18 protein-coding genes are annotated in these 18,269 nt (G+C 61.4%); 9 read left to right on the top strand and 9 right to left on the bottom strand.

The genetic code is table 11. From position 1 onward, the window contains the following. Positions 1–393: 393 nt before the first annotated feature. Both NKJ67_RS26620 and traA read right to left on the bottom strand, forming a co-directional pair. The gene (locus NKJ67_RS26620; protein WP_352584081.1) at positions 394–600 is read right to left on the bottom strand and encodes a helix-turn-helix transcriptional regulator; all 207 of its coding nucleotides are present in this window, start codon (positions 598–600) and stop codon (positions 394–396) included. A gap of 128 nt (positions 601–728) precedes the next feature. Then, positions 729–3,776, bottom strand: a complete 3,048-nt coding sequence (traA, locus tag NKJ67_RS26625) for a Ti-type conjugative transfer relaxase TraA (RefSeq protein ID WP_352584083.1) — start codon at positions 3,774–3,776, stop codon at positions 729–731. A gap of 172 nt (positions 3,777–3,948) precedes the next feature. Here traA and NKJ67_RS26630 point away from each other — a divergent pair, with 172 nt between their 5' ends. Further along, positions 3,949–4,275, top strand: coding sequence for a conjugal transfer protein TraD (locus NKJ67_RS26630; protein WP_352584085.1), 327 nt, complete (start codon positions 3,949–3,951; stop codon positions 4,273–4,275). A 1-nt stretch (position 4,276) separates the two neighbouring features. Further along, positions 4,277–4,525, top strand: a complete 249-nt coding sequence (locus NKJ67_RS26635) for a conjugal transfer protein TraD (RefSeq protein ID WP_352584087.1) — start codon at positions 4,277–4,279, stop codon at positions 4,523–4,525. A 151-nt stretch (positions 4,526–4,676) separates the two neighbouring features. Here the strand turns inward: NKJ67_RS26635 and NKJ67_RS26640 are convergent, their stop codons facing one another. The 5 genes from NKJ67_RS26640 to NKJ67_RS26660 all read right to left on the bottom strand — a co-directional run bounded on the left by NKJ67_RS26640 (position 4,677) and on the right by NKJ67_RS26660 (position 9,429). Next, complete coding sequence (locus NKJ67_RS26640; RefSeq protein WP_352584089.1) at positions 4,677–4,937, bottom strand: hypothetical protein; 261 nt, start codon at positions 4,935–4,937, stop codon at positions 4,677–4,679. A 190-nt stretch (positions 4,938–5,127) separates the two neighbouring features. Beyond that, on the bottom strand, positions 5,128–5,913 hold the full coding sequence (locus tag NKJ67_RS26645; RefSeq protein WP_352584091.1) for a hypothetical protein: 786 nt from the start codon (positions 5,911–5,913) through the stop codon (positions 5,128–5,130). A gap of 16 nt (positions 5,914–5,929) precedes the next feature. After that, positions 5,930–6,766, bottom strand: a complete 837-nt coding sequence (locus NKJ67_RS26650) for a GIY-YIG nuclease family protein (protein WP_352584093.1) — start codon at positions 6,764–6,766, stop codon at positions 5,930–5,932. 82 nt (positions 6,767–6,848) lie between these two features. Next, positions 6,849–8,567 (bottom strand): hypothetical protein, encoded by a 1,719-nt coding sequence (locus NKJ67_RS26655; RefSeq protein ID WP_352584095.1) that lies wholly within the window; start codon positions 8,565–8,567, stop codon positions 6,849–6,851. Between the two features lie 529 nt (positions 8,568–9,096). Next, positions 9,097–9,429, bottom strand: coding sequence for a hypothetical protein (locus NKJ67_RS26660; RefSeq protein WP_352584097.1), 333 nt, complete (start codon positions 9,427–9,429; stop codon positions 9,097–9,099). Positions 9,430–9,572: 143 nt separating this feature from the next. On the opposite strand from NKJ67_RS26660, the gene NKJ67_RS26665 reads away from it, so the two are divergent. From NKJ67_RS26665 to nadE, 7 genes are all read left to right on the top strand, one after another. Next, positions 9,573–10,160, top strand: a complete 588-nt coding sequence (locus NKJ67_RS26665) for a hypothetical protein (protein WP_352584099.1) — start codon at positions 9,573–9,575, stop codon at positions 10,158–10,160. A 268-nt stretch (positions 10,161–10,428) separates the two neighbouring features. After that, positions 10,429–10,587, top strand: a complete 159-nt coding sequence (locus NKJ67_RS26670; protein ID WP_292337029.1) for a hypothetical protein — start codon at positions 10,429–10,431, stop codon at positions 10,585–10,587. After that, positions 10,584–10,976: an autotransporter-associated beta strand repeat-containing protein gene (locus NKJ67_RS26675; protein WP_256747448.1), complete on the top strand. Its 393-nt coding sequence runs from the start codon at positions 10,584–10,586 to the stop codon at positions 10,974–10,976. The genes NKJ67_RS26670 and NKJ67_RS26675 overlap by 4 nt, the downstream gene beginning before the upstream one ends. 77 nt (positions 10,977–11,053) lie before the next feature. Next, positions 11,054–12,991: an asparagine synthase (glutamine-hydrolyzing) gene (gene asnB, locus NKJ67_RS26680; protein WP_352584101.1), complete on the top strand. Its 1,938-nt coding sequence runs from the start codon at positions 11,054–11,056 to the stop codon at positions 12,989–12,991. A gap of 23 nt (positions 12,992–13,014) precedes the next feature. Beyond that, the gene (locus NKJ67_RS26685) at positions 13,015–13,281 is read left to right on the top strand and encodes an acyl carrier protein (RefSeq protein ID WP_127381822.1); all 267 of its coding nucleotides are present in this window, start codon (positions 13,015–13,017) and stop codon (positions 13,279–13,281) included. Positions 13,282–13,307: 26 nt separating this feature from the next. Next, complete coding sequence (locus NKJ67_RS26690; RefSeq protein ID WP_256747446.1) at positions 13,308–14,852, top strand: class I adenylate-forming enzyme family protein; 1,545 nt, start codon at positions 13,308–13,310, stop codon at positions 14,850–14,852. Continuing rightward, entirely contained in the window at positions 14,849–15,856 is a 1,008-nt protein-coding gene (gene nadE / locus NKJ67_RS26695; RefSeq protein ID WP_352584104.1) for an NAD(+) synthase, read from the top strand. The genes NKJ67_RS26690 and nadE overlap by 4 nt, the downstream gene beginning before the upstream one ends. A gap of 47 nt (positions 15,857–15,903) precedes the next feature. Here nadE and NKJ67_RS26700 read toward each other — a convergent pair whose 3' ends face one another. Beyond that, on the bottom strand, positions 15,904–17,019 hold the full coding sequence (locus NKJ67_RS26700; protein WP_352584106.1) for a hypothetical protein: 1,116 nt from the start codon (positions 17,017–17,019) through the stop codon (positions 15,904–15,906). Further along, positions 17,016–17,684, bottom strand: coding sequence for a N5-glutamine methyltransferase family protein (locus NKJ67_RS26705; protein ID WP_245472749.1), 669 nt, complete (start codon positions 17,682–17,684; stop codon positions 17,016–17,018). The genes NKJ67_RS26700 and NKJ67_RS26705 overlap by 4 nt, the downstream gene beginning before the upstream one ends. Positions 17,685–18,269 lie beyond the last annotated feature (585 nt).

An 18,269-nucleotide genomic window follows, 5' to 3' on the forward strand; every position in this document is an offset into this window, starting at 1 on the left:
GCGATCGTCTGAGGGGTCAAGCGCCCCCCTGTCTAGCGCCAGCGCGCTGACCTAACGTCTTCCTGTTTGATTGAGCGATATCGTCCAAATGCTCGACCGTTCCGAGTGCCTTGGCCGGCAGCTTTACTGTCATCTCAAGTTCTCCCCCTACAACCCCATGTACGGAGTGTAGAGAGGTGCATATCAGTTTGCCTCTCATAGTGAAATTCTGAAAGCTGCACTAAATTGATTGCTAAGGCGATTTCTAAGTAGATGACCTGAACGGCAGCTTTGCAACGAAATCAATTCGAAACGAGACAGTCGGCTCCCGGCCCCTTATCGGTCATTAGATTGACAAAGGTGAACGTATGCCGATGGTAGCGATGTGCCTGCCGATCGATTGCCCCTAGTTCGCTATTGTTCCGTCCGCTCGTTTCGCCATGCAACGGGATCAGCGATCCATCGGTTGACATCGGATTCCCGCCAGCCTGCCCCGTTGATGCTTATCTTGATCTGAGCCGGAAACGTGCCTTCGGCAATCTTGCGATAGAGGGTCGAGCGGGACAGGCCGGTCCGGTCAAGGACGGTTCTAAGGCGTATGATGCGATTCGACTCGGACATAGCTCAGCAGCTTCTCAGTGGTTCTTGCTGGTATCTCCTCGGACAGGCATGATGGAACGAACGCTGGATGCAATCCGGTTTTTCGTGCCAGCAGACCGCAGCGTGGAAACGGCGCTAAAACGGAAGGCTCAAATTCCAATACCTCGCCCCCTGCCGATGCCATGGCTGAAGGCGAGTTCCGCGCCCAGGCGACGACCCGACTCCACGTTGATGCCAAGCTCCCGTTTGCGGTTTGCCAATAGGGATTCAAGCTGCGGATCGCGTTCAAGGCTCTTGGCCATGTCGGACATGGCCGAACGCGTGGACTTGTACCCCGACATGTCGCCGGCCTGATATTGCTCCTGTCCCGTCCGGTCGAGCTTTTGCCAACGTTCCACGAAACGGTCGGCGCGACGGCCCGGATCGATGTCCATCCCGGTGCGGATTTCCGTTTCAAGCTGAAGAGCAAGCACGACGCGGCTGACGCGGCCGGCGCTCGCCTCGCGGACAAGTTCGGGATTTTTCACATAGGCCGCTTCGGCATCGCGCCAGCCATGAGGCCGCACCTTCTCGAAAGCGCTACGCGCATCCCTCAATTCGCGCAGTTGGTCGGGACTGCCCTGCCCATCCGCATTTCCAGTACTGAGGATCGCGTCGAGCGCACGCGCGTGACGCACAAGCGATTTCGTACGAGCACTGCGCAAAGCTGCTTCCGCGTCCACCGGCACATTCGTGTCGCGCGGCACTCCGGTGGCTAGATTTCCTCTGCCTGGCGTCGGGCCTGCATCTCCGATCTGCGCCCCAACACTCTCTCTTCCCGGCCCGCGCCCACCTTCCTGCATGGGCTCGCCATCTGTGGGTGATCGCAACCCGTCCAGCAATCCGCCGATCCTGTCGCGAAGCTTCTCCGGAACGATCCGGCGCACGATCTCGACCACGCGCTCGCGGAACGTGATGCCGCGCCGCTCGGCATAGTCTTGCGCCGGGTCGACTTGCTTGTAATCCGACGCCATGTCCTTGGCGCGGTCCCGTGACAGCGTTCGGTCCAGCCGGTCCCGCGTACTGAACTCGTCGCCGCCATAATGCAGGTCCATCCCGTCTCGATGCCGCGACAGTGCGACGTAGCTGCCATGTGCATCCATGCCCGGCGTGGCGAGCACATGGGTCCGGTCGACGGTCATGCCCTGCGCCTTGTGAATGGTCGCGGCATAGCCGTGGTCTATGTGCGCGTAGTCTTTCAGATCGAACCGCACCGACCTGCCATCGTAGACGCGAACCGTCATGCTTTCTTTGCTGACTTCCTCCACGATGCCAAGCGTGCCGTTCTTGACGCCGAGCCCGCGCTCGTTGCGCAGGAACATGACACGGTCGCCGCTGGCGAAGTTTCTTGGGCCGCGTTCGACAGTCACCGGAACATCGTCGCCGAGATCGCCGGCGGCCCGCATGCGCTCACGAGCGGCCTGGTTCAGGGCGCGCACTTCGTCGTTTGTGTGGGTGAGGATGATCCGGCTTGCCTCCGGATGCGCCTGCCTGTCGCGATCCCAGCGTTCGATGAGTTCACCTCGCGCTTCGTCGCGCGTTGCAGCCTGATGCACCATGCCTTGCGCGTCGTAGGCACCGATCGCGGCGCCGATCCTGCCGGATGCCAGATCGCGCGTGGCATCACGCTGCCAGTCCTCGCGCTGCCGACGCACTTGGCCAATTTCGACACCGCCGTGGCGTTCGTGAATCGAGCGGAATGCAGCGCCGGCTTCGATTGCCTGCAACTGCTGCGGATCGCCGACGAGGACGACTTTCGCGCCAACGTTGGCGGCATGCGAGAGCACGCGCTCCAACTGGCGCGTGCCGACCATGCCGGCCTCATCGATCACCAGGACATCGCGCGTGGTGAGCAGATCGCGGCCCTGTCCCCAGCTATGCTCCATACTGGCAATGGTGCGGGACGGGATGCCTGATCCGCTTTCGAGATTCTCGGCCGCAATGCCGGAGAGTGCGGCGCCGCGAACCTCGTAGCCCGCCGCTGCCCATGCCTGGCGCGCAACACCAAGCATGGCGCTCTTGCCCGTTCCGGCAAAGCCGACAACGACACCAAGACCGCGGCCATCGGTGATATGCGCAAGCGCATCGGTCTGCTCGCCGGTCAGGACAAGACCGCGTTGCGCAGCCCGCGCCAGAGCTGCCTCGCGATGGACGTCACTCACCGCATGACGCTCCTCCAAATCCATGCGCTCTGCCGCGTGGTGAAGGCGCTGTTCGGTCTCGATCATCTGCCTTGTGGTGAAACGGTCTTCGCCGCGCCCGTCCTTGCCGAGTTCGGCCAGATCGGGTGCATTGCTGATGGCTGCCACCACCACGTTGAATTGCTCCATTCCGTCGCTGTGCCGATGCGAGAACTTCGCAATGTCTTTTCGGGTGAACGTCGATTGCTGATGCGTGATGGCATCAAGCGCCAGGTGAGGATCCGCAATGATGCGCGCACCATTGCGGCGCGCGATCTCGCGGTGCAGTTCGGCGCGATCGGCTTCGATGCCGGGGGTGTCGAGGCCGCCGCCTTCAATGCGTTGGGCTGGCGCACCGATCTGGGTTTGCGGCTCCAGCCCAATGCCCTGCGCCTCCAGACTGCGATGATCGATGCGCGCGTCGATGTCGAGTTCGGCCAGGCGCTCATTGACCAGCTCCGCCCATCGCTCGCGCCAGCGCTCGACCAGCTGGGTAGCATTCCAGTCGCGAACCTTTGACCCAAAACCATTCTCGTCCACGGACCGCATGGTGAGCATGACGTGAGCATGCGGCTTGGGGCTACCATCCTCTGCCCGGTCCCAATGCACATTGAGATCGGCGACCATGCCCTTGCTGACAAACTCGACTTGTACAAAGTCGCGCGCCAGTTCGATGCTTTGCGCCTGGCTCAGTTCGCGCGGCAGGGCAAACTCGACCTCTCGGGCGAGTTGCGCATCCTTGCGCGCTTCGAACGCCTCGACGTCGTTCCACAGCCGTTCGCGGTCGCGCCAGGCCTCCGGTGCATTCGCAGGCAGCGTCACCTCGGAATGGACGACACCGCGTTTGCTAGAAAAATCATGGCTGCGTTCGATCCGCTCGTCGCGTAACCGCGAAGCCGAGCGGTAGGCGGCTGACGCGACTGCGCTTGAGCCTGCCTTGCGGCCAATGACCTTGACGTGAAGATGATAGATCGCCATCGCGACCAATTCATTTGCACGTCAAAGCGCACGTCGGCACGACGTATAAGCGCGCCCTCCCTCGAAAAATTCTCGGGATGGACCAGCCCGTCCCGGGCTGTCTCGGCAACCCTGAAGCCTTCCGGCAGGAGCTCAACTATCATTGCCACATCGACAATCAATGGAGACAGCCATGCGCAAACCACGGGACTTCGACGCCGAACTGAAGGCGCTGGAAGACAAAGCGCGAGAGCTCAAAACGCGAAAGGTGCTGCAGCTTGGCGAGCTGGTGATCGCCACCGGCGCTGATCAATTAAGCAGCGACGAACTGGCTGGCGCACTGATCGCAATTACTGAGACGAAAGACGCTGCAAAGCGTGAGGCATGGGCCAAGCGTGGGGCGATGTTTTTCGAAAGCAGGTCCCGGCGAACTGCTCCGGCACCTCAGCGCAATTCACGCGGCGCTCAAACGGAACCGGGCAGCCCACAATCGCCGGCAAGCGGCTCTGGCTCGCAATGACATGCGCACGTGGCAGGTCGAGCGACGCCAGCGTACACGACATCTGATCGAACTCGGCGGGCTCGTCGTCAAGGCAGGCATCGTCGAGCTCGCCAATGACGATCGCGCTACCATCTACGGCGCGCTGCTTTGGATCGCCGCCAAACTCCAAAGCTGTGAAGGCGGGCATGCGCGGAACCTGTGGGCCGGGAAGGGAAAGGAGGCGTTCGATGCGGAACGGCATGAAGACCAAAAGAGCCAGCGAATGTAGCCGTGGTCGGCAAACGGCGTGCGATGCAAAGTCGCCCATTTGATTACACACGGCCACAACCGCCTCAGTACGAAATGGGTATTTTACACTGACGCGCAACGAAGGTATGCCACAACTCACCGAGCCTGATTGGCGACCCACGTTGGCCGTCTCAACCTGAACTCGCGGCGGCGTTTGCCGCTGACTGATCAAATGCCAGCGGCAATCGCTCCATTTCCGGGCGACTGTGTTCGCGGGCGGCAACGATCTGGGCTCTTGTCTGCTTGAGCTGCTCAAGACCGAGAACCAAGGCGCCCTGCACCCGCTTGCGGTCGCCGAGAATGTCCTGGTCGATCTGCGCGATATCGCGTGGATCGATCGCTCGCGAAGGATCGAAGACGAAGCGGGCTTCGACGGACTTTCGCCAATTCAACAACTTCTGCGCGGTTTTGGGTCCGAATCCGGGCACGCTGTAAAGCTTGTTTCTCTCGACATCGAGCGCTGTTCGATACCATACGACTCCAGGACCTGTTTCTTGCCCGGTCCTATGCTCTCGAGCTTTGCCGATGAGATTTCAAAGTTGTCCAGGAACCGGTGCAGTTGCGCCTGACGGCGGTTGCGGTTCAATCCCTTTTTGTGCGCTGCTGATTTCGGGCGTCCTGATCCTTCTGCACGGCTTTGCCAAACCAATCCGGCACCTCACCGATCTGCGTGTCGTAGATGTCCTCGGGCACGGCCAGCCAGAATGCCACGACAGCGTCTGAGAATCCCTGCAACTGTTCGTCGCTCACCTTGAGATGGGTGTGGTCACGAAAATCCGTTGTCCAAAGGGCGTGACCGGATTCGCTGAACGGATCAGGCAGATATTCCGAGAACCGAGTCTTCAGATCGTCGAGAGAACTGCCTTTGCCGTGCTTGTAGACGTTGACGACCAGCCGGCAAGCGTCCAGTTTTCTGAAATAGTCAGTGTTCCTGATAGGCCAGCCAAAGCTCTCCAGCAGGTCGATGATCTGATCGAAATTTGCAGACCAGATTTTCGCCCCGGCGTTTCCTCCAGGGATCGAGCGTTCGATTTCACGAACCAGCCACTCCCGTAGCTGCTTGTCCCATTCGTGAAACATTCCGGCGACAACGCTCAGGCGGGTGTTTCCCTGCATTTCCTCCAGGAGGCCGTAGAACTCGATGCCTACTTCATGCGCCCGTTCATAGAAGTCGCCGGGGTCATGATGATCCGGGTCGAAGTTCTGGCCGCTCTCTTCAAGCCATTTTTCGGCGGCTTCGTCTGCTTCGGTCTCCATGTTCTCAAATTGGGATAGCAATCGCTTGCGTGCCTCCGAGACGTAGAACTCGTGCCGCCTGATCAATGATTGACGAGCCTGGTCCCACATCTTGAAGACCGCATATGTCATGACGTCTTCCCAGCGATCAGCTCGATCGTGTGGGGATCGATGACCCGGCCATGCACGGTATCGCCCTCCCGGAAGTTGTCCTGAACCACCGGGCGATCTGCTGGTTTGAGCCGACGACCCGCACGGCACCGGTCCTGTTGGCTGTCCGATTGATTTTCGAGACGACAATATTGCTGCTGTCGCCGAGCAGAACGCGGATCGGGTCGCTATCCTTCCCAAGGAAACGGCTCACCTCGACACCGGGATTGAGGAAACCCTTGTTGTAGTACGTCTGCCCTAGTGTGATCGAGAAAGGCGCCGGAGCAGGGAAGGATGCCTTCGGCTCCTGCTGAATATCCGAGGCGGGTTGGGCGGCAGGTGCCTCGACCTCGGACTCTTCCGCCTCCTCCCGCTCGGCGTCTTCGGTTATTGGCTTGCCCTTGTCCTTACCGTTCCATGGCGGTTGAAATTCTCCGATCAGGCTGTCTTCCAGTCCGGCCGCCAGATTGATCTCGAAATCTGCATAGCGGAGATGCGTGATAGGCGCGAACGCGAAGATGCGGATCTCGGTGCCTTGTTCGATGAACGTCTTGATGTTGCGGTGGCAACGCCGGTTGGTGGCCTGACGTTTACCCGGGCGGCAGTAGACGATATAGCGTTTCCGGATCGAACGAGCGGTTTTCCCAATGTAGAGCACCTGGTCGCCCTTCACGAAGGCGTATAGTGCGTTCCTGGCGTCCAGCAGGACTTCGTTCGCGGCGGCGTCTTCGCCATCGAGATGGTAGGCGATGTAGTCGCCGTTCGGTTGCCACCTTCCGACGTCGACGAAGCCAAGGTTGAGCAGCACCTCAGCATTCAATTCCGGATTCGCCATGCGCAGATGTCCTCCCATGCCCGAGGACTTTTCTGCGCATGGGCGTCCGGCGTGTCAACAATGGCAGGCCGCACAAAGGGCCTCAGTTTGAATTCGCGAGGACGCAGAAATCGTTCTGGGTGGCGCTGTTCAGATAACAGTCGCCACGGTCGGGAATCTTCCTCTTTGAAGTCGGGACGCCATTTATCTCGAAAGCGCTTCCGGATTGGACGAGAACGGTCTTGCTGCCAGACGGCCACACGAAATGAGTTACCATTGACGCGCTGCCGTTCATCTTGGCGTCGTCAATATGGACGATCAGGCAGGGTTCGTTGTCCGTGATATGTTCACCTTTAATGACGAAACAGCGAGCCATCCCAGGCTGTTTGGCTGGAGATGGCTTGCCAGGCCGCAATTCCTCGAGCCGGGTTGCCGGATTGAAAACCGATATCTTTTTCAGGCTAACGCTACGGTCTGCGTAACTGGACTGGTCGCAGTCTCCCTGCCCGAGCCGCGCATCGGAGTATTCGTCGATGCCGCATCCGAGAAGCGCGTTTTCCTTCTTTGAGATGACGCAGCCCTCCATGGCATAGCCGGAAGCCAGACCTTCAACCTGGAATGCGGTCTGCTCCGTTCCGGTGAGAAGATGGGATCGCCTGCCGCTAGATCCCTCGCTGTATTTGGAATACGAGATATCCTCAGTCGTCAGCCCGTTCTGCCATTGCAGCGAATTCTCGCAGGCATAGAAGGCCTGTTCCTCCGAAAGCAGGGACGGCTCGGCTGCGCCGATCACCTCGATGTCCCAGCGGCCGACCTTGTCGACACTGTCGATCATCAGCATGTCGTTGCCGATGTGCTGGAGCATTCCCTGGATGAGATCGGGCTTCATCATGGGCTGGCTGCTCCATGGGGCTTTGGAATTCGCAACGGCAATGAGATCGAGAGCGGAGGAGAAAGCCGCGTCGTAGGCGAACCGCAACGTTCCGCTGTCGATCGACGTGCCAGATGAAATGTCGATATAGGGACGATGAAAGCCGAGCTTGCCCCCAACATGGAGCTTGCGATTGGCAAAGGCGACTTCCGCCCCGGTTGCTGTCCCCATCATGAACATGACCGCGCAGGCTGAGTAGCATTTCTGGCCACCGTCGATGACCGTTCCGACGCCGTCGTGGTAGAAATATTTGGCGAACTTGACGCCTTCCGCCAAGTTCCCACCCGGGCTGTCTAGGCAAACCTTGTCATGGCTCGTGGACTCACCATCGTCGCCCGGCAGCAGGACCTTGCCGAGGGCGACGAACTTCTCGAAGTCCCCCTGAACGATCTCGCCGCTGATCACCATCACGCAATTTGGCGAATTCGATTTCCCGATGGTCGCGGCATTCGAAATCACGACAGCAGATAAAATGGCCATCATGGCCAGAAGAATCCGAATCCCGCTCCGCATAAACGTGCCCTCCACCCGAGGACTTTTGTGGGCAAGGGCGTCTGCTGTGTCAACAATGGCGGATCCGAAGCGGGTTACGCCTCCGGGCGGGAGAGGATTTTGAGAGTCCGCTGCAGATGAAGGCTGGCGGGCTGTCGGCGGAGTGTCGTCGTCCGTGTAATAGAGACCGAGGATTTCAAAGATTTCGCAACGGCGCAGCCGCCGAGGCTTGACAAGATCCGCCCCTTGATCACCGGGGCTCGGCGTATCGGCGGCAAAGGCGAAATAGAATTCAAGGAAAACGCGCTGAACCTTTATGTAGACGTGGAAAGAGGACCACCAAAGGTGAGAGGCAACTTCGTGGCGACAACCCTCGACGATGGCTGAGCAAGCATCCAACCCCGTTCGCGCCTGGCAAGATACGACCGGCCTTGTTTCAGGATTTCCCCTTTCTGCGAATGAGGATCACTGCCAGCGCTATGAACGCTAGCATGCAGACGGCAAGGCTGCCGTTTGCAGATGCCGAGAAGCCAAAAAACTGGATTTGTAGAACCTGCGCTCCGTCCACGGAAATCCTCCGAGCCGGGCGCAAGAAATCGCCCGGCGTTAAGTACGCCTCGGGCGATTCCTGCTCGCATGGTCCGAACCACCTTGCGTAAGGGTGCGGTTTGTCAACGCACCCAACAGAAACCGTATGCCACACTGACGCCTGTGGCTGGGCTCCGCTGCAGTCTAGACTGCTCAACCTTGCGGAATGGCCTTCCCCTATCTCGGGGTGCCCCTCTTGCTGCTGGTTCGGCGCTGCTCTTTGGGACTAAAAGGTAAATAAGGCGGCGCGCGACGAGCCGCAAGAGCGAGATCTTCGCGATCGACATTTTTTGCGTAGCGGCGTGGCTTGCCACATGGCCGGTTGCATCTGCACCAATCTTCAACCCGGCGTGCGCTCGTGCTCGGCCGGCAGAGCCGACCAGACGGAACCGTAGCTGAAAACGTCGCCAGGAACGCGCCCCCGGCGCACTATGGTGTGCCCGAACTGGCGCATAATGTTGCCGACAAACGCTCCGATAGCCTGTTTGGCAAAGTGATCGGTTCTGACTTGAGGGAAATCTCTGGCAATTTCGTGGGAGAGCGCGGCCACAGCAGGGACCGCTACGCGAGAGAGGGCGGCATATTCGGCATAGCGTCCGGGGTCCTCGGCCAACGCCACCAGCGCCCGCCCAAGTTCACCTGTACGAAATGTACCATATCGATCGCCAGCCATTTTGCGTGATCTCCTCTTTCTGACGACAACATCGCACCTTGTGCTCTTGACGTCAAGGGTGCGCCACGTGCTATTGATGGAAGTCCTTGGGGATGTTCGGCTATCTATGATAATATCCTTTGTCATTTATTGAGGGGGGATTGTTGATCAGCCGCATTTTCCCGTTCGATGAGCTCTCGGCACTCGACCGCGATGACGCAGCCAAGGCGCGGGCACGGGGCGAACCGATCGCACCACCGACTGGCAAGCCCTCTTCGTCATGGACCGAGAGCGAGCGTCGTGCGGTCGAACTTCGTGCGAAGCGCCAAAGAGAGGAGAGCGCCCGGGTCGATGCAGCACTCACCCGACTTGACCACGACGCACAGCGCGATCAAATCGTTAGGCAAGCCGTCAGCGCGATCCAAAGTGCTGGTATTCCGGCCCTGGTGGAGATTGGCGATACGACGGTCGCTCTCGCCGCACCATTACCGGGTGAGAAGCCGCTTAGTCTGGAAGACCTGGCAACGAAGATTGATCACGAACGTACGGCCTTGCCGAACGAGCAGCAGCCGGGATGGTGGTCGAAATTTTGGGACTCCCTCAGAGCTGGCGTTTCCGATTCCGTTGAAGCGAAGATCAAACTGGAAATAGGCTTGATGCCAGTGAGTGCCTATGCGGCGATCGACCTAGTGAAGTTCGCCAAGGGGTTCTCGCGGCAATGGCAGGGCCATCATCAAACGCCAGCACCCTAGGCCTATAGCAACAGCACCGCGATCAACGTACTGGTTTCCAGCAAAATCGGGGAGGCTTTTCCCGCCATCGTGGCGGGCGCGGATGAACGCTGCTGCCGACAATCATGCGGCATGTCGGCGATAGGAAAAATACGCCCCCTCGATAGTGGGTCTGGCGATGTAGCGGTCTCCCGCTACCAGCCCTCTTAAAGACGGCAAAAAGATCAATAAAATCGATGGGGCCTATGCCGGTGCGTCCGAACGCATCCTTGATGTGGAGTCATTTGCGATGGTGAAGGATGGCGCCGGCACGCTGACCCTTTCAGGCACGTCGCTGCTGGACTGGACCGTCGACCAAGGCGGCATCATCTCGGCGGCCGAGCGCTGGGCGGCGATGTCTCGATCGGTGCGGGCGCCTCGTTCACCTTCGACCAGACAGCTAATGTGAGCTATGCCGGCGCGCTCTCGGGTACCGGCGATTTCGTCAAGGACGGCTTGGGGACAGTGGTTCTGACTTCGGACAACTCGGCTTTCGCCGGCGCCACTTCGGTCAATGGCGGCACGCTCGCCGCAGGCGCGGCCAACACGTTCAGTTCCGCCTCGCAATTCTCGGTCGCGGCGGGCGCGACGCTCGATCTCGCCGGCACTTCCCAAGCCATTGTCGGGCTGACCAATGCCGGGACTGTGGGCATCGCCGGCAGCCTCGGAAGCAAGCTGACCGTCAGTGGCGACTATGTCGCCGAAGGGCGTCATTGTCCTCATCTCGCGGCAGATCCAATGCTCACGCAAGAATTCAGCCGTCGGCGGCCGCTCAAAATTTACCATTCTCATGAATAGTCCCAGATGTTTAACACCTACCGGTATCTTGGCGGCTATAGTCCGAGCCGCGCTGGTGGACTTGGAAATATCTCGGCATGTGCGGTTTTAGCGGTTATTTCGGCACTGTCCGGGATGGGAGGGCGCTCCTTGGAAGGATGACGGCTGCCATTGCGCATCGCGGCCCCGATGAGCAGGGATTCTTCACCACAAAGGCGGCCGGCCTCGGCCATGCGCGGCTGTCCATCGTCGGCCTGGGGGACGGCCAGCAGCCCATGTCCGATGCGACGGGCGATCTGACGATCGCCTTCAACGGCGAGATCTTCAACTATGTGGAACTGCGCGAGCAGCTTCGCGCGAAAGGCCGCCATTTCCGGACAGCCAGCGACACCGAAGTGATCCTGCATCTCTATGACGAGATGGGGGAGGATTGCGTCTCCGCGCTCAATGGCGATTTCGCCTTTGCGCTCTGGGACGGCCGCCGCCGCCGCATGGTTCTGGCGCGCGACCGCATGGGGGTCCGGCCGCTCTTCTATACAAGGCAGGGCGAACGGCTTTACTTCGCCTCGGAGATCAAGGCGCTCCTCCAGGCCCCGGACGTCGCGGCCGAGATTGATCCGGTCGCACTCGACCAGATCTTCACGCTCTGGGCCCCGATCGCGCCGCGCACGGCCTTCCGCAATATCTACGAACTCGAACCCGCAAGCCTGATGATCGTGCAAGAAGGCAGCGTCTCGACGCGGCCCTACTGGAGTCTGGAGTATCCCGACCGGGACGCGCCGCCCCGGCACCGGGACGAGCGTGCCGCGGCCGAGGAACTGCGCGCCCTCCTGACGGAGGCGACCCGCATCCGCATGCGCGCCGATGTGCCAGTCGGCGCCTATCTCTCTGGCGGCCTCGATTCCTCCATCACATCGGCGCTGGCGGCGGGCATGGCGCCGGGTGGCCTCAGGACCTTCTCGGTCACCTTCGATAGCGCCGAACATGACGAGAGCCCCTTCCAGCTCGAGATGGCCCGTGCGCTCGGCACGCATCACAGCGCCGTCGCCTGCGGGGAAGGCGATATCGCCGCCGTCTTCCCTGACGTTATCCGCTTCACGGAGCGGCCGATCCTGCGCACTGCCCCTGCCCCGCTCTACAAGCTCTCGAGCCTCGTGCGCGAGGCCGGCTTGAAAGTGGTGCTGACGGGCGAAGGCGCCGACGAAGTCTTTGCCGGCTACGATATTTTCAAGGAGGCCAGGGTTCGGCGCTTTTGCGGGAGACAGCCCGGCTCCCGCATCCGGCCGCATCTGTTCCACAAGCTCTACCCCTATCTTCCGGGCCTGAGGCAGCAATCGGCCGAGTGCCTGTTCTCCTTCTTCGGGGCTAGCGGCGCGGCGCTCGACGATCCGCTGTTCTCCCATCGGCCGAGGTTCGACGGCACGGCGGCGACGAAGCTGTTCTACTCGGGCGATCTGCGTGCCACATTGTCTGGATATGACGCCGCCGAGGAGCTCGCCGCGCGGCTGCCCGAGGCGTTCGCCCGCTGGCATCCCTTGCATCAGGCGCAATATCTGGAAGCCCGCTTCCTTCTCCCCGGCTATATCCTGTCCAGCCAGGGCGACCGCATGGCGATGGCCCACGGCATCGAGGGCCGCTTTCCCTTCCTCGACCATCATCTGGTCGAGTTTGCCGCCGGCCTTCCTCCCGAGATGAAGCTGAAGGGGCTCGTGGAGAAGCATATTCTCCGGGAGGCGACCAAAGACCTGCTGCCGGCCGCCATCGGCCGGCGGACCAAGCAGCCCTATCGCGCACCGGACAGCCAGTCCTTCGTTGGGCCGGGCACGAGGGACTATGTCCAGTCGGCCCTGGGCGACGCCGCAGTCAGCGCCGGCGGGCTCTTCAATCCGAAGGCAGTGGCAAAACTACATGAGAAATGCAGCCGCCAGCCGGTCTCCGGCTTTCGCGACAATGCGGCCTTTGTCGGCATCCTGTCGACGCAGCTGTGGCTGACGACTTTCACCGGCACAGGCATTTGCAACGCAAAGGCCGCCTGACACCACCAAGGAAAGCGAACGACATGACCGATACGATCCGAGACGCAGTGAAGGCCTTTGTCATCGAGAACTTCCTGTTCGGCGACACCACCCACACCCTCGCCGATACGGACTCGCTGATCGAGAACGGCATCATCGATTCGACCGGCGTTCTGGAACTGGTGGCCTTTATCGAGGACCATTGCGGAATCACAGTTGCGGACGCCGATATCGTGCCGGCCAACCTCGATTCACTGGCGCGCATCACGGCCTTCATCACAGCGAAGACCGCATCGCTCGTCGCGGCGTGACGGCTGGCAGCGGAAGGCCCGAGCTCATGCGGGTCGAGCAATTCCTCATCACGAACGCGGCCGCGCATGGCGCGAAGACGGCGCTTGTCACCGACCGGAAGCGGTTGCGCTATGACGAGCTCGACGATCTGTCGAACCGGCTCGCGACCGCTCTCGCCGCGAATGGCGTGCAGCGCGGCGACCGCGTTCTCGTCTTCATGGATAATTGCTGGGAAGCCGCCGTCTCGATCTTCGCGGTTCTCAAGGCGGGCGCGACCTTCAGCCCGATCAACGCCTCCACCAAGGCCGGCAAGCTCGCTTATGTCATCGACGATTGCGAGGCTGCAGCGATCCTGACGCAGGCCAAGCTGATGCCTGTCGTGATCCAGGCGCGTGCGCTGTCGGACCGGCCGCTCTTCGTCGCGTCGACGCAAGCGCCATCCAGCCATACGCCGGATGGCGCTGCCTCCTTCGAGGATTGTCTCAAGGTCGCGCCTGTGCCCGTTCGCCATGGCGGGATCGACATCGACCTCGCCATGCTGATCTACACCTCGGGCTCCACCGGTCGCCCCAAGGGCGTGATGATGACGCATCGCAATATCGATGCCGCGGCCGAATCCATCATGACCTATCTGCGCAACACCCCTGACGACATCATCCTCAATGTCCTGCCCCTGGCTTTCGACTACGGCCTCTATCAGCTGCTGATGGCGATGAAGCTCGGCGCGACCCTCGTCCTCGAAAAATCCTTCGCCTTTCCGCAGGCCATTTTCGAGCGCATCCGCGCCGAGAAGGTCACCGGTTTCCCGCTGGTGCCGACGATGGCGGCGCTGATCCTGCAGATGCGCGATTTGGCGCCGGGTTTCCTGCCGAGCCTGCGCTATATCTCGAACACCGCCGCCGCCCTGCCGCCGGTGCATATCGCCCGGCTGCGCGAGCTGTTCCCCGGCGTGCGGCTCTATTCCATGTACGGTCTGACGGAGTGCAAGCGCTGCACCTACCTGCCCCCGGAGGAGCTGGACCGCCGGCCGGGTTCCGTCGGCATCGCTATTCCCAACACGGAAGCGATCGTCGTCGACGATGAGGGCAACCGCGTGCCACCGGGCGTGGCGGGCGAGTTGGTCATCCGCGGCCCGCATGTCATGCAGGGCTATTGGCGCAACGACGTGGCCACGGAGCAGATGCTGCGTCCCGGGCCGCATCCCTGGGAAAAGCGGCTCCACACCGGCGACCTGTTCCGGACGGACGAGGACGGCTTCCTCTATTTCGTTGGCCGTAAGGACGACATCATCAAGACGCGCGGCGAAAAGGTTGCCCCGAAGGAAGTCGAAACTGTGCTGCACGCCCATCCCGGCATCGTGGAAGCCGTGGTGACCGGCGTGCCGGATCCGGTGCTCGGCCACGCCATTGCCGCCCTCGTCGTTCTCTCGGACGAGACCCTGAGCGAACGGGACATCATTCGCTACTGCGCCGTTCATCTCGAGGATTTCATGGTGCCGAAGCTCATCGAGTTCCGCCGCGAGTTGCCGAAGACCGATACCGGAAAGGTCAGCCGAAGACTGGCGGCCGAAACGTTGGGGACTGCAGAATGAACCACTCCCTCGCCCCGGGCCGTCCCGCCTTCTCGGCCGACGCGCTGACGCTCGACAACGCTGCGGAAACCGATCGCATCGTCGCCGGGTTGCGCGAGCAGCTACGCGGCATGCGCAAGCGCGGGCTCGTGCTCGGCCTCTCTGGCGGCATCGATTCCAGCGTCTCGGTCGCGCTCGCCGCCCGCGCCGTCGGCGCGAAGAACGTCTTCTGCCTGTTCATGCCGGAAAGCGACTCCGATCCCGACAGCCTCCGCCTCGGCCGGCTGGCCGCCGAAACCTTCGGCGTCGAAGCGATCGTGGAGGATATCGGCCCGACGCTGCACGCGATGGGTTGTTATGAGCGGCGGGATGCCTTCATCCGCGAGCTGGTGCCGGAATACGGGCCGGGCTGGGCCTCAAAGATCGTCATCGCCAATTCGCTCGCCGGCGAGGGCTACAACATCTCCTCGCTGGTGGTGCAGGACCCCGAAGGCCGGCAGACGAAGCTGCGCATGTCGCCGGCGGTCTATCTCGGCATCGTCGCCGCCACCAACATGAAGCAGCGCACGCGCAAACAGATCGAGTACTATCACGCCGACCGGCTGAATTTCGCCGTGCTCGGCACGCCGAACCGGCTCGAATACGACCAAGGCTTCTTCGTGAAGAATGGCGACGGCGCGGCTGACGTCAAACCGATCGCCCATCTCTACAAGAGCCAGGTCTATGCGCTTGCCGCCCATCTCGGCATTCCCGAGGAAATCTGCCGCAGGGCGCCGACGACCGACACCTATTCCCTCGAACAGACGCAGGAAGAGTTCTACTTCTCCCTGCCCTATGACCGCATGGATATTTGCCTCTTCGGCCTGAATAACGGCCTTTCAGCCGTTGAGGTCGGCACCGCCGCGAAGCTGACTACGGTCGAGGTCGAACGCGTCTGGGCCGATATCGCCGCCAAGCGCCGGGCGACGCGCTATCTGCACCTTGGCCCGCAGCTCGTCCGCCCCGTCGAGGAAATCGCCTGCTGAGATCGGCGCGACCATCGGGATTATGTTGCCGCGCGCGCAATGATGGCCTATTCGAACCGCTCCCCGGCCAGGCGATTCCAGTGCTCGCCGGCCAGCCCGTTGAAGAAGCCTTGCGAGCTCAGGAACGCGTTCACCAGTTCCTCGTCGCGCGAATGCACCACGGTCGAGGCCGGTTGAGTGAAGGCGACCCGTCGACCCAGCATCGCTGCCAGCAGGGCGGGTTGCGTCCGGCCGCGCAGGCCGGCGGCGCCGCGCCGCGCTGCATCGCCAATCAAGCAGTCGATGACGGAACCAGCTTGCCCCGGCAGGGCCAGAACCTGCAGCACGCGCGCCATCCTGCCCGGGCGGGTGTGATATAGGAAGGCGCCGACCAGCGCCCCGCTGGGGGAGGAGACGGACGCGAACACGGCCTCGCCATAGTCCGGCTTCTGGGAAGCCTCCGCGAGGATATGCGCAAGCTGCTCCGCGCTCCAGTCGGGTCGGAGCGGGAACTGGCGCATCAACGGGTCCAAAAGAGCCGCAAAACCGGCATGATCGATTTCGGCAACCTTGAGGCCGCCCTTGCGATTCCAGAGTTCCGGGACCCCGGACCAGCGCATCTCGTTCTCCTGCATCCGTCCGCGAAGATAGCGATCGAGTCCGCGCGCGAGCGGGTCAAGCAAGCGCACGGCGCCGGCTCGCCGCGAGGCTAGATCGAGCAGGAAGGCCGAAGGCCGGATTACCCGGATCCAGTCCAGGCTGTATTGCGGCAGGGCGACCCCGCGCAGTTTCGTCCACATCTGCGTCGAGAGGGCATTTGCGGTTTCGCTGAAGGAGATGTCCTGCGGCCCGGCCAGGAATGTCCTGAGCAGCCTTGCGCCGGCCATCGGGTCGTTCGCCCGCGTTTCGACCATGAGCGAACCACAGATGGCGGCGCGCAGCTTGCGCTGGCCATGCCTCATCGGCAGTACATTCACGCCGACAAAGCCTGAAATGTCGCCTTCGCTCGCAATATGGACGAGAGACGCGATCTCCGGATCGCAGACCGGGCCTTCAAGATAGTGCCAGCGCAGATAAGTCTCAAGCGCCGGAGGCGGCGGCTTTCCACCGTCCCGGAAGGTTCTTTGAAAGAGCCCGACGACGGCCGTAATATCCGCAGCCTGCAGGGGACGAATCTGGCTCATGCCAAACTTGCGGAGGATGAGATCGCGGGCGCACCGTTCTCCAGCTTGCGGAGGAGTGCGACACGCGGCATTCCGACCTCATCCTTGGCGAATGTCACGGGTTCATAGGCCTTGGCTCTGGCTATCAGGGCAGCCACCTGGCGGTCCTGCCCCTGCCCGAACTCGAACAGCAGCCAGCCACCAGGCTTGAGGAAATCGATTGCGTCCCGGATCAGCCGCTGGTGGATCGAGATGCCGTAGGGCCCCCCGTCGAAGGCCTCGCGCGGCTCGCCCTCAAGCAGATGCGCGCTCTCGCCTTCGAGGCGCGCGGTCGAGATATAGGGCGGATTGCAGACAATCATGTCCGCCGCGCCGATAAGCCCATCGCCCTCCAGCGCACCGAACAGATCCCCTTTCCGGATGGTGACCCGGTCCTGAAGGGCCAAGCGTTCGGCATTGCTACGGGCGAGCGCGACCGTGCTGTCAGTCACGTCCACCCCCCAGACGCAGGCCGACGGAACTTCCGCCGCGATCGCCAGAGCAAGGTTGCCGGAGCCGCAGCACATGTCGATCACCATCGGGCCGGGCGCGCGATCGCGAAGAATCGCGAGCGCGCTCTGTCCGAGCAACTCTGTTTCCTGACGCGGCACGAGAACGCCCGGAGCCAGTTCGAGCATCACGCTCATGAAACGATGCAGGCGGGGCGTAGAACGACCGGCTAGGGCTGCTGCTCTGTGCGGCACGGCGGTTCCTTACGTCATCCGACGGTATTGCATACACAATGACCTATCGCGCTCCGGTAAACGGCTGCTAAAGATATCCGCCGATACTTCGCAGCGCGCCAGCTCGGCCATATAGATGCCGTCCCATCCAAGAGATGTGGCTCCAATCAGAGCTACCCAGCTGTAAACTTCAATGACCGACTTTGGGCGCATTGCTGTCATTCGCCTCCGGCGCATAAGTCGCCGCGTCGCCTAACACGCTAAGCCCGCCACTCATCCTGTCAGGCGGCAGTTACCTTGGATCGGATTCTCCGCCTCAAGTATCAGCTTCCAGCAAATGAAGATTGAAAGTTTTCCATTCCGTTTGTGGATTCATTTTTTTCAAAATTTTGACTAAGATGATATAACGCATTGACCTTATGCCGATTAAAGTCCCTCTCCCGCTACCACTTCAAACGCCACTATCGTACGCAATGGCCGATTGTGGCGGGCTGCCCCATGCGGTGTCCTGTGCGATAGCGGCATACCTGACCTTCGTAGGGCGAGTAG

This window comes from Mesorhizobium sp. M0088, from assembly GCF_040322895.1.
Lineage (GTDB): Bacteria > Pseudomonadota > Alphaproteobacteria > Rhizobiales > Rhizobiaceae > Mesorhizobium.